Genomic DNA, 11,505 nt, shown 5'->3' on the forward strand with positions numbered 1-11,505 from the left:
ATTCGTTTAGATGGTAGCCAGACGATTCTCCTATCAGGCTTCGGTGGAGGTTTGACATGGGGCACACTCATTCTTACAATCTAGGTAATCATGTGGTAAACACATAGTTATAAATTTTTTATATTTTAAAGGAGTCCTATCATGGCAGTATTTGAAAAAGTACAAGAAATTATCGTTGAAGAACTTGGGAAAGACGCATCAGAAGTAACACTTGAATCTACTTTTGATGATTTGGATGCAGATTCATTGGACTTGTTCCAAGTAATCTCTGAAATCGAAGATGCTTTCGATATCCAAATCGAAGCAGAAGATAACTTGAAAACAGTTGGTGACTTGGTTGCCTACGTTGAAGAGCAAACAAAATAATTAACATATTACTAGAAGGAGTAGGGGAAACCCACTCCCTCTTGTTTAGGTAATAGTTTGAAACTCAAATGATAAACTCGTCGAACTATTACGTAAGCAAGGAATGATGGAGGCACTATGAAAACACGTATTACAGAATTATTGAACATTGATTATCCTATTTTTCAAGGAGGAATGGCCTGGGTTGCTGATGGTGACTTGGCTGGTGCAGTATCAAAAGCTGGTGGTCTAGGGATTATCGGTGGTGGGAATGCACCTAAAGAGGTCGTAAAGGCTAATATCGATAAAATCAAATCACTTACGGACAAACCTTTTGGTGTCAACATCATGCTCTTGTCACCTTTTGTAGAAGACATCGTTGATCTCGTGATTGAAGAAGGGGTCAAGGTTGTTACAACTGGTGCAGGAAATCCAAGTAAATACATGACTCGTTTCCATGATGCAGGAATTACAGTTATTCCCGTTGTTCCAAGTGTTGCTTTGGCAAAACGCATGGAAAAAATTGGTGCAGATGCGGTTATTGCAGAGGGAATGGAAGCCGGTGGGCATATTGGTAAATTGACGACGATGACCTTGGTTCGCCAAGTTGCTGCAGCTGTTTCAATTCCAGTTATCGCAGCTGGAGGAATTGCGGACGGTGAAGGTGTCGCTGCAGGCTTTATGCTTGGAGCTGAGGCTGTTCAGGTTGGTACGCGTTTCGTAGTAGCTAAGGAATCTAACGCCCATCCAAAATACAAGGAAAAAATCTTAAAAGCGCGTGATATTGATACGACTATTTCAGCTCAACACTTTGGACATGCTGTTCGTGCCATTAAAAACCAATTGACACGTGACTTTGAGCAGGCTGAAAAAGATGCCTTTAAACAAGAAAATCCAGATTTAGAAATCTTTGAACAAATGGGAGCTGGTGCTCTTGCTAAAGCCGTTGTTCATGGAGATGTAGAAGGTGGATCTGTCATGGCAGGTCAGATCGCTGGTTTGGTTTCTAAAGAGGAAACTGTCGAAGAAATCCTAAAAGATCTATACTATGGCGCAGCCAAAAAAATTCAAGAAGAAGCCTCTCGTTGGGCAGGAGTTGTAAGAAATGACTAAAACAGCCTTTCTATTTGCAGGTCAAGGTGCTCAGTATCTAGGAATGGGGCGTGATCTCTATGATCGCTATCCTATCGTCAAGGAAACAATTGACCAAGCCAGTCAGGTTTTGGGTTATGATCTTCGTGACTTGATTGATAAGGAAGAAACCAAGTTAAACCAGACTCGCTATACGCAGCCAGCTATTTTAGCGACTTCGGTTGCTATTTACCGACTATTGAAAGAAAAGGGTTATCAGCCAGATATGGTAGCAGGATTGTCTCTTGGGGAATATTCTGCTCTTGTAGCAAGTGGGGCCTTGGACTTTGAGGATGCAGTTGCCTTGGTTGCTAAGCGCGGTGCTTATATGGAAGAGGCTGCACCTGCAGGCTCTGGGAAGATGGTTGCGGTTCTCAATACTCCAGTTGAAGTGATTGAGGAAGCTTGTGAAACAGCCTCTAAAGTTGGAGTAGTGACTCCAGCTAACTACAACACCCCAAGCCAAATCGTTATCGGTGGCGAGGTGGCTGCGGTTGACCGCGCAGTTGAACTCTTGCAGGAAGCAGGAGCAAAACGATTGATTCCTTTAAATGTATCTGGTCCCTTCCATACAGCACTTTTAGAGCCAGCTAGTCAGCAACTAGCTGAAGCTCTTGAGGGAGTGAGTTTCGCTGATTTCACTTGCCCACTAGTTGGCAATACGGAAGCTGCTGTTATGGAAAAAGGTCGAATCCAAGAGCTTTTGACGCGTCAGGTCAAAGAACCTGTTCGTTTTTATGAAAGTATTGCTGTGATGCAGGATGCTGGGGTAACCAACTTTATTGAAATTGGTCCTGGTAAGGTCCTATCAGGCTTTGTCAAAAAAATCGATAAAACAGCTAAGCTAGCTAACGTTGAAGACCAAGCAAGCTTGGATGCTTTGTTAGAAAACTAATGATCCCTTCTCCCACAAAATACAACAGGAAATAGGAGAGATAGAATGCAACTTACAAACAAAAATGTCTTTGTAACAGGTTCAAGCCGTGGTATCGGACTTGCCATTGCTCACAAATTTGCCCAACTAGGCGCTAATGTAGTTTTGAATAGTCGCGGAGCAATCTCAGAAGAATTGCTGGCTGAGTTTTCAAACTACGGCGTCAAAGTAGTACCGATATCAGGTGATGTTTCAGACTTTGCAGATGCCAAGCGTATGGTAGATCAAGCGATTGCGGAACTCGGTTCTGTCGATGTCTTGGTCAACAATGCTGGGATCACTCAAGATACGCTTATGCTCAAGATGACCGAAGAAGACTTTGAAAAAGTGATTAAAATCAACTTGACAGGTACCTTCAACATGACGCAAGCAGTCTTGAAACAGATGATCAAGGCACGTGAAGGTGCGATTATCAACATGTCGAGTGTGGTCGGTTTGATGGGAAATATCGGACAAGCCAACTATGCAGCTTCTAAAGCAGGCTTGATTGGTTTTACCAAGTCAGTTGCACGTGAAGTTGCCAATCGCAACGTACGCGTAAATGCTCTTGCACCAGGGATGATCGAGTCAGATATGACTGCTGTTTTGTCTGATAAGGTCAAGGAAGCGACATTGGCCCAAATCCCAATGAAACATTTCGGTCAAGCAGAACATATCGCAGATGCTACAGTGTTCCTGGCTGGACAGGATTATTTGACTGGACAAGTTCTCGCTGTTGATGGCGGACTTAGCATGTAAAAAATAAGGAAAGATATAGGTAAGACAGATGAAACTAAATCGAGTTGTAGTAACAGGTTACGGATTGACCTCTCCTATCGGAAATACTCCAGAAGAATTTTGGAACAGTTTGCAAACTGGGAAGATTGGAATTGGAGAAATCACTAAGTTTGACCACAGCGAATTTGCTGTGCACAATGCGGCAGAAGTTCAAGATTTCCCATTTGATAAATACTTTGTCAAAAAAGATACCAACCGTTTTGACAACTATTCTTTGTATGCCTTGTATGCGGCTCAAGAAGCGGTGACAAATGCAAATCTTGATGTAGAAGCAATCGATAAGGATCGCTTTGGTGTCATCGTGGCTTCTGGTATTGGGGGAATTAAAGAAATCGAAGATCAGGTTATCCGTCTTCATGAAAAAGGTCCAAAACGCGTTAAACCAATGACACTTCCAAAAGCCTTGCCAAATATGGCTTCAGGAAATGTTGCCATGCGCTTCGGAGCAAACGGTATCTGTAAATCAATCAATACAGCATGCGCCTCATCAAATGATGCCATCGGAGATGCCTTCCGTTCTATCAAGTTTGGTTTCCAAGATGTCATGTTAGTTGGTGGATCAGAATCATCTATCACTCCTTTTGCTATCGCTGGTTTCCAAGCTTTGACCGCCCTATCAACTACAGAAGATCCAACTCGAGCTTCTATCCCATTTGACAAAGATCGTAACGGATTTGTGATGGGAGAAGGTTCAGGAATGTTGGTTCTTGAAAGCCTTGAACATGCTGAAAAACGTGGGGCGACCATCTTGGCTGAAGTAGTTGGCTATGGTAATACCTGTGATGCTTACCATATGACTTCACCTCATCCAGAAGGTCAAGGTGCGATTAAGGCTATGAAGTTGGCTTTGGAAGAAGCAGAAATTTCTCCAGAGCAAGTGGCTTATGTCAATGCCCACGGAACTTCAACTCCTGCTAATGAAAAAGGAGAAAGTGGTGCGATCGTAGCTGTCCTTGGTAAAGAAGTACCTGTATCTTCAACCAAGTCCTTTACAGGACACTTGCTTGGTGCTGCAGGGGCAGTGGAAGCCATCGCTACTATTGAAGCCATGCGTCATAACTATGTACCAATGACAGCTGGAACAAGTGAGTTATCAGACTATATCGAAGCGAATGTCGTTTATGGACAAGGCTTGGAGCAAGAAATCCCTTATGCTATTTCAAACACTTTTGGTTTTGGTGGACACAATGCGGTTCTTGCTTTCAAACGTTGGGAGAATAAATAATTATGAATTTAAATGAAATCAAGGACTTGATGGCTCAATTTGACCAATCAAGTTTGAGAGAATTTTCTTATAAAAACGGAACGGACGAATTGCAGTTTAGTAAGAATGAAGCAAGAATGGCTTCTGAAGCACCAGCTCAAGTTGCTCCAGTGCCAGCTGCAGTAGCTGCAAGTCCAGTAGTTTCTGCCCCTTCAACTCCAGTAGAGAGTGCAGTGGAAGAATCTCCAGCACTGGCTGAAACGACTGTTGCTCCAGAGGGTGATGTTGTTGAAAGCCCACTTGTAGGGGTGGCTTACTTGGCTGCTGGACCAGATAAACCTGCCTTTGTCACAGTTGGAGACAGTGTTAAAAAAGGTCAGACTTTGGTGATCATCGAAGCCATGAAAGTCATGAATGAAATCCCTGCACCTAAAGATGGTGTGGTGACAGAAATTCTCGTTTCAAATGAAGAAATGGTTGAGTTCGGTAAAGGATTGGTACGTATCAAATGATCGATATTCAAGGAATCAAAGAAGCTCTACCCCATCGCTACCCCATGCTCCTAGTGGATCGTGTCTTGGAAGTGAGCGAGGATACCATTGTTGCCATTAAAAATGTGACCATCAACGAACCTTTCTTTAATGGTCATTTTCCTCAATACCCAGTCATGCCAGGTGTTCTTATCATGGAGGCCTTGGCTCAGACTGCTGGTGTCTTGGAATTGTCCAAACCTGAAAATAAAGGGAAACTGGTCTTCTATGCTGGCATGGACAAGGTTAAGTTCAAGAAGCAAGTTGTACCAGGTGATCAATTAGTCATGACGGCTACTTTTGTCAAACGTCGTGGTACGATTGCCGTGGTTGAAGCAAAGGCTGAAGTAGATGGTAAGCTTGCAGCGAGTGGTACTCTTACCTTTGCAATTGGAAACTAAGGAGGTTCTCCATGTTTCGTAAAATTTTGATTGCCAACCGTGGTGAGATTGCGGTTCGCATTATTCGAGCTGCGCGTGAATTGGGCATTGCAACTGTAGCAGTTTATTCAACTGCTGATAAAGAAGCTCTTCACACACTCCTAGCAGATGAAGCTATCTGTATCGGACCTGGTAAGGCGACTGAGTCTTATCTCAATATCAACGCTATTTTATCTGCTGCAGTCTTGACTGAAGCAGAAGCCATCCACCCAGGTTTTGGTTTTCTTAGCGAAAACTCCAAGTTTGCCACGATGTGTGATGAAGTGGGGATTAAGTTCATCGGTCCTTCTGGGGCAGTAATGGATACCATGGGAGATAAGATCAATGCGCGTGAGCAAATGATCAAGGCTGGAGTTCCAGTTATCCCAGGATCTGATGGTGAAGTTCACACGGCTGAAGAGGCGCTTGCAGTTGCAGAAAAAATTGGCTATCCAGTCATGCTTAAGGCATCGGCAGGTGGTGGTGGAAAAGGGATTCGTAAGGTTGAAAAGGCAGAAGACTTGGTCGCAGCCTTTGAAACAGCATCCAGTGAAGCCAAGGCCAATTTTGGAAATGGCGCTATGTATCTTGAGCGTGTGATTTATCCAGCTCGTCATATCGAAGTTCAGATTCTTGCGGACCAAGAGGGTCATGTTGTCCATCTTGGTGAACGGGACTGTTCACTCCAACGGAATAACCAAAAGGTCTTAGAAGAAAGCCCATCCATTGCAATTGGCAAAACCCTTCGTCATGAAATTGGTGCTGCAGCCGTTCGTGCAGCAGAGTCTGTTGGCTATGAAAATGCAGGGACGATTGAATTTCTTCTCGATGAAGCGAGTGGCAATTTCTACTTCATGGAAATGAATACTCGTGTGCAAGTTGAACACCCAGTCACAGAGTTTGTTTCAGGTGTTGATATCGTGAAAGAGCAGATTCGCATTGCTGCCGGTCAACCTTTACCTTTCAAACAAGAAGATATCGTCCTACGAGGTCATGCTATCGAGTGCCGGATCAATGCGGAAAATCCAGCATTTAACTTTGCTCCAAGCCCAGGTAAAATTACCAACCTCTACCTTCCAAGTGGAGGAGTTGGATTGCGTGTAGACTCTGCAGTCTATCCAGGTTATACCATTCCTCCTTACTATGATAGTATGATTGCCAAAATCATTGTTCATGGGGAGAATCGTTTTGATGCCTTAATGAAGATGCAACGGGCACTTTATGAACTTGATATTGAAGGAGTGCAAACCAATGCAGACTTCCAGTTGGATCTGATTTCAGACCGCCGAGTTATCGCTGGTGACTACGATACTTCCTTCTTGATGGAAACTTTCTTGCCAAAATACCAAGAAAAAGAATAGACTTTCAAATAGTATGAGAACTAAAAGGGGGAGTTATGGCTCTATTTAGTAAAAAGGATAAGTATATTCGGATCAATCCTAACCGTTCCGTAAGGCAGAAACCACAAGCCAAGCCTGAGGTTCCGGATGAACTCTTCTCCCAGTGTCCTGGTTGTAAACACACCATTTACCAAAAGGATCTTGGGAGCGAACGAATTTGTCCCCATTGTAGCTATACTTTCCGTATTTCAGCTCAGGAACGCTTGGATTTGACGATTGATTCTGACACCTTTGTGGAGATGTTTACGGGTATTGAAACTCAAGATCCATTAAACTTTCCTGGCTACCAGAAAAAACTAGCTAGTATGCGTGAAAAGACAGGTTTGGATGAAGCAGTACTGACTGGTACAGCTAGCATCAAGGGACAAAAAGTTGCCCTTGGGATCATGGATTCAAACTTTATCATGGCTTCTATGGGAACCGTTGTGGGTGAAAAAATCACGCGCTTGTTTGAGTATGCAACGGTAGAAAACTTGCCAGTCGTTCTCTTCACAGCTTCTGGTGGAGCCCGTATGCAAGAAGGAATCATGAGCTTGATGCAGATGGCTAAGATTTCTGCGGCAGTTCAACGTCATTCCAAGGCAGGACTTTTTTACCTAACTATTTTAACCGATCCGACAACAGGTGGGGTGACCGCTTCTTTTGCTATGGAAGGGGATATTATCCTAGCTGAGCCACAGAGTTTGGTTGGTTTTGCTGGACGTCGTGTTATCGAAAATACAGTTCGTGAGACCTTACCGGATGACTTCCAAAAGGCAGAATTTCTGCTTGAACATGGATTTGTTGATGCAATTGTCAAACGGAGAGAATTGCCTGAAACAATTGCTAAATTAGTAAGATTGCATGGAGGAAGTCGCGGATGAATATTGCAAAAATAGTCAGAGAGGCACGCGAGCAGAGTCGCTTGACTGCACTTGATTTTGCCAATGGAATTTTTGACGAGTTTATCGAATTGCATGGAGATCGCTCTTTCCGTGATGATGGTGCGGTTATCGGTGGAATTGGTTGGTTAGGTGACCAAGCAGTAACTGTCGTTGGTATCCAAAAGGGGAAGAGTCTTCATGATAACCTCAAACGAAATTTTGGGCAACCACATCCAGAAGGCTATCGTAAGGCCTTGCGCCTGATGAAACAGGCAGAAAAGTTTGGCCGTCCAGTTGTGACCTTTATCAATACGGCGGGTGCTTACCCAGGTGTTGGTGCCGAGGAACGTGGACAAGGTGAAGCAATTGCCCGAAACCTGATGGAAATGAGTGATCTCAAGGTTCCAATCATCGCGATTATTATCGGTGAAGGTGGATCTGGTGGGGCTCTAGCTCTAGCCGTAGCTAATCGTGTCTGGATGTTAGAAAACTCAATCTACGCAGTACTTAGCCCGGAAGGATTTGCCTCTATCCTTTGGAAGGATGGAAGTCGTGCTATGGAAGCGGCGGAATTGATGAAAATCACTTCACATGAACTCCTAGAAATGGGAATTGTAGACAAGGTAATCTCAGAGGCAGGACTGTCAAGTAAAGAACTGCTAGGTTGCGTTAAAAATGAATTGCGTGCAGAACTAGATAGGTTGCAAGAACTACCACTCGACCAACTTATCGAAGAACGTTACCAACGTTTTAGAAAATACTAAGAAAATTTAAAAGCTAGAACAAATTGTTCTAGCTATTTTGATAATAGAGCATGGATAAACATCAATACTCTAGATAAATAATAAAAACATATCAATAGTCTATCCTCTATATAGCCCTAATAGAGAGTTTACCATTAGGAGAGAGAAAGAATGAAAAAGACAATACATTTAGGAATCTGTATGATTTTAATGTTCCTGTACATTTATTTAACGCCATTAGGAGCTATAACTCTAGCTAGAACCTTTGGTTTAGGAATGGACAGCTATATAATCTTCCTAGTTGGAGAAGTGTTACTTATTTTCTTTTTATTCGTTTTGTGGTTGAAAAAGAAGAAGATGCTCTTTATCTTTGAGAAAAAGGATTGACGCTGGTCTTATCTCGCTTTCTTGGTAGCTTGTTTCCTTATCTATTCTTTTTTAAATGGATTTAGAATGCAGAATATTCGATTGATTGACCATAGTTTTATTTTCCAAGACCTTCTTTCAGAACTTTACTTAAACGGAAAAGAAACGACTCTATCAAGTCTTATATATTTAATCTTTAATGTTTCGATTGTACCTGTTGTTGAGGAGACAATCTATAGAGGTTATTTTATGAATACCTTCTTTCCGAAGTCGGAGTTTTATTTGGATGTGATCTTGTCTTCTTTCATCTTTGGGCTCAGTCACTTGGTTCTATCCCATCGTGACCCCATCAGTCTCATCATTTATAGTATTCTTGGTCTTCTGTTTGCAGTTACTTATCGAGTTACGGGTAGTCTTCGATTTACTATTGTTTGTCATAGTTTCTATAATGCGATTCCCTATGCTCCGTCGCTCTTATTTTATATCTATTATTTGATTTTTAGATAGTGGAGACAAAGAAAAAAGTGTTTGATATTTGTCGAACACTTTTTCTAATTTGATGGGAAGATAGAGAAATCTCTTTTATCAATTTCTTATTTCTCAATGAGTAGAGCTACCATTTAGGATGAAAAATTGACAGTTGAGGAGATGGACTATAAAATAGATAAAAAAGATATATACTGTAGATGTAAGCTGACAAAAATTTATTTTAAGGAGCTACTTGATAGGACAGGTACAGAAACATTTACAGTTCTTTCATCTGAGGACTTAGAGCAAGTTTCAGGTGGTGGTATGATTTGGTTAGTTGACGATAGACATTGGGATTCGCCATATGCATATAGTTTAGCGACAGAATGGAGTACAATACGTAATAGAATGACTGGTTATGGTAACGGAATTATACCTTAATAGTCTAATAATTTAAAGGGGTAAGTATGAAAAAACTAGGGCATTTGGGAGTCTATACATCACTGGTATTTCTATCGATTTACCTACCAGAGTTAGGGATTATGCATCTAACTAAGTTTTTAGGATGGGGGATAGATGGCTATTCTATCTTTTTAACAGTTGAAGTAATAGCTCTTTTGCTATTATTTATCTACTGGCTCAAAAAGAAAGAGATGCTCTATATTTTTGAGAAAAAGGGTTCAAAGAAGTCAAGATTCTTTTACCTTGTATTTGGTCTAGTGGCTACTTATTTTGAACGTCAATTGGTGGATGCTTTTCAGTTACAGTTTCATCACCTAATTGATAACAAGTATATCTTTCAAGACCTTCTTTCGATTCTATACTCCAATGGGCAACCAACTTTTCTATCAACTGTTCTCAGTTTTAGTTTAACAGTAATCGTCGCACCTATATTAGAGGAACTGATTCATAGAGGGTACTTTATGAATACCTTCTTTCCCCAGTCCAAGTACTATCTGGATGTTATCCTATCTGCTCTTATCTTTGGACTTAGTCATTTGATCCTAACTCACCGAGATCCTATCAGTTTGATTATTTATAGTTTAGGCGGTCTCTTCTATGCCCTTGTCTACCGATGGACAAAGAACTTAAAAATTACCATCCTGTGCCATAGTTTTTTCAACTTTCTCATTTATGCAAAACCCATCTGGATTTTTGTTTATAATTATATCTATTATCATTTTTTTAGATAGTAGGAGGCAAAGAAAAAAGTGTTTGATAATTGTCAAACACTTTTTCTTTTTACTGTTCTTCTGTTACAAACTGGCTGAGCAGTCCGTTGATAAAACGGGCAGATTTTTGATCTGAGAAGTCCTTTGCAAGCTCAATAGCTTCATTAACCGCCACCAACTGTGGGGTGTCGAATGAAGTGATTTCAAAGACTCCCAAGCGAAGGAGGTTTCTCTCCACGAGTGTTAAACGCTCGATGGTCCAACCTGCTTTTAAATGCTGTGTGATTTGCTTGTCTAGTTCTTCCTTTTTAGCCTGAACACCAGAAACTAGCTCTGTCAAAAAGGCTGGAAGTTGCACATCCGTATCTTCACGATCATGAGTATAGGCGAAACGACAAGCAGTTTCGACATCCGTACCGAATTCAAGGCTTATGAGAGCTTGAAAAGCGCATTTACGGAGTTGGCGTCTAGATTCTAATAGTGGACTAGTCATTGAGGAAGTCCTCGTCAAATAGATCTTTCAATTCTGGTTTTGGTGTTTTATCTGGAACGATACCTGCAACGTGAATATTGATAGCAGCGAGTTCTACATCAGCCATATTGCGGACGGCATCTTTAACAGCTTTCTGGATAGCAACAGCTACCTTAGGAACTTTTACTCCGTACTCAAGGTAGAGATAGATATCTGCTGTGAGCTCTTCGTCCACGTTTTTAAGATAAACACCACGGCCAAGAGAAAGTTTTGAAAGGGTGTCAGATACTGATTTGTTTGAAAAAGAGTGAACACCCTCTACTTTTGCAGTAGCAATAGCAATGATTTTTTCAAGTACACGTGGGGCGATAACGATTTCGCCAAGTTGTTCTTCAATTCCCATAGAATGACCTCTTTCTAGAGATTAGGCACGAGAAACGTAAGTTCCTTCTGCAGTGTTGATAACGAGTTTTTGTCCTGCTTCGATGAAGTCTGGAACGTTTACGACAAGTCCAGTTTCCATCGTTGCTGGTTTACCAGAACCTGTAACAGTAGCACCTTTGATAGATGGTTGGGTTTCTGCAACTGTCAATTCGACAGTAGTAGGAACGGTAACACCAATCACTTCAGTTCCGTAGAATTGGATCTTCACTTCTGAGTTTTCAAGAATGTAAAGCAATT

The 11,505-nt window shown here is 41.7% G+C and carries 14 protein-coding genes and 2 pseudogenes; 13 read left to right on the top strand and 3 right to left on the bottom strand.

The window, feature by feature from the left end; translation table 11 throughout:
- The first annotated feature begins 141 nt into the window (after nucleotides 1–141).
- From GMD4S_RS05605 to GMD4S_RS05665, 13 genes and pseudogenes are all read left to right on the top strand, one after another.
- Nucleotides 142–366 (top strand): acyl carrier protein, encoded by a 225-nt coding sequence (locus tag GMD4S_RS05605; RefSeq protein WP_000257840.1) that lies wholly within the window; start codon nucleotides 142–144, stop codon nucleotides 364–366.
- A gap of 117 nt (nucleotides 367–483) precedes the next feature.
- Nucleotides 484–1,458: an enoyl-[acyl-carrier-protein] reductase FabK gene (fabK, locus tag GMD4S_RS05610; RefSeq protein WP_000857452.1), complete on the top strand. Its 975-nt coding sequence runs from the start codon at nucleotides 484–486 to the stop codon at nucleotides 1,456–1,458.
- The gene (gene fabD, locus GMD4S_RS05615) at nucleotides 1,451–2,371 is read left to right on the top strand and encodes an ACP S-malonyltransferase (protein ID WP_000167649.1); all 921 of its coding nucleotides are present in this window, start codon (nucleotides 1,451–1,453) and stop codon (nucleotides 2,369–2,371) included. Before fabK ends, fabD begins: the two co-directional genes overlap by 8 nt.
- Before the next feature lie 45 nt (nucleotides 2,372–2,416).
- A complete protein-coding gene (gene fabG / locus GMD4S_RS05620; RefSeq protein WP_001177614.1) occupies nucleotides 2,417–3,148 on the top strand; it encodes a 3-oxoacyl-[acyl-carrier-protein] reductase in 732 nt (243 codons plus the stop codon).
- A gap of 28 nt (nucleotides 3,149–3,176) precedes the next feature.
- The gene (fabF, locus tag GMD4S_RS05625) at nucleotides 3,177–4,412 is read left to right on the top strand and encodes a beta-ketoacyl-ACP synthase II (protein WP_000774052.1); all 1,236 of its coding nucleotides are present in this window, start codon (nucleotides 3,177–3,179) and stop codon (nucleotides 4,410–4,412) included.
- Between the two features lie 2 nt (nucleotides 4,413–4,414).
- Entirely contained in the window at nucleotides 4,415–4,903 is a 489-nt protein-coding gene (gene accB, locus GMD4S_RS05630; protein WP_001052298.1) for an acetyl-CoA carboxylase biotin carboxyl carrier protein, read from the top strand.
- The gene (gene fabZ, locus GMD4S_RS05635) at nucleotides 4,900–5,322 is read left to right on the top strand and encodes a 3-hydroxyacyl-ACP dehydratase FabZ (RefSeq protein WP_000565515.1); all 423 of its coding nucleotides are present in this window, start codon (nucleotides 4,900–4,902) and stop codon (nucleotides 5,320–5,322) included. The genes accB and fabZ overlap by 4 nt, the downstream gene beginning before the upstream one ends.
- Nucleotides 5,323–5,333: 11 nt before the next feature.
- Nucleotides 5,334–6,701 (top strand): acetyl-CoA carboxylase biotin carboxylase subunit, encoded by a 1,368-nt coding sequence (gene accC, locus GMD4S_RS05640; protein WP_000488663.1) that lies wholly within the window; start codon nucleotides 5,334–5,336, stop codon nucleotides 6,699–6,701.
- A 35-nt stretch (nucleotides 6,702–6,736) separates the two neighbouring features.
- Nucleotides 6,737–7,603 (top strand): acetyl-CoA carboxylase, carboxyltransferase subunit beta, encoded by an 867-nt coding sequence (gene accD / locus GMD4S_RS05645; RefSeq protein WP_001173376.1) that lies wholly within the window; start codon nucleotides 6,737–6,739, stop codon nucleotides 7,601–7,603.
- Nucleotides 7,600–8,367, top strand: coding sequence for an acetyl-CoA carboxylase carboxyl transferase subunit alpha (locus GMD4S_RS05650; RefSeq protein WP_001017372.1), 768 nt, complete (start codon nucleotides 7,600–7,602; stop codon nucleotides 8,365–8,367). The genes accD and GMD4S_RS05650 overlap by 4 nt, the downstream gene beginning before the upstream one ends.
- A gap of 150 nt (nucleotides 8,368–8,517) precedes the next feature.
- Nucleotides 8,518–9,219 (top strand): annotated as a pseudogene (locus tag GMD4S_RS05655) (lysostaphin resistance A-like protein).
- A 126-nt stretch (nucleotides 9,220–9,345) separates the two neighbouring features.
- Nucleotides 9,346–9,621 (top strand): hypothetical protein, encoded by a 276-nt coding sequence (locus GMD4S_RS05660; protein WP_008275472.1) that lies wholly within the window; start codon nucleotides 9,346–9,348, stop codon nucleotides 9,619–9,621.
- Between the two features lie 26 nt (nucleotides 9,622–9,647).
- Nucleotides 9,648–10,373: a CPBP family intramembrane glutamic endopeptidase gene (locus tag GMD4S_RS05665; protein ID WP_000732995.1), complete on the top strand. Its 726-nt coding sequence runs from the start codon at nucleotides 9,648–9,650 to the stop codon at nucleotides 10,371–10,373.
- A 49-nt stretch (nucleotides 10,374–10,422) separates the two neighbouring features.
- Here the strand turns inward: GMD4S_RS05665 and nusB are convergent, their stop codons facing one another.
- From nusB to GMD4S_RS05680, 3 genes and pseudogenes are all read right to left on the bottom strand, one after another.
- A complete protein-coding gene (nusB, locus tag GMD4S_RS05670) occupies nucleotides 10,423–10,845 on the bottom strand; it encodes a transcription antitermination factor NusB (protein ID WP_000203650.1) in 423 nt (140 codons plus the stop codon).
- Complete coding sequence (locus GMD4S_RS05675) at nucleotides 10,838–11,227, bottom strand: Asp23/Gls24 family envelope stress response protein (RefSeq protein WP_000510584.1); 390 nt, start codon at nucleotides 11,225–11,227, stop codon at nucleotides 10,838–10,840. The genes nusB and GMD4S_RS05675 overlap by 8 nt, the downstream gene beginning before the upstream one ends.
- Before the next feature lie 21 nt (nucleotides 11,228–11,248).
- Nucleotides 11,249–11,505: pseudogene (locus GMD4S_RS05680) on the bottom strand (elongation factor P); the annotation flags it as partial.

The sequence above is a fragment of the Streptococcus sp. GMD4S genome, from assembly GCF_000296955.1.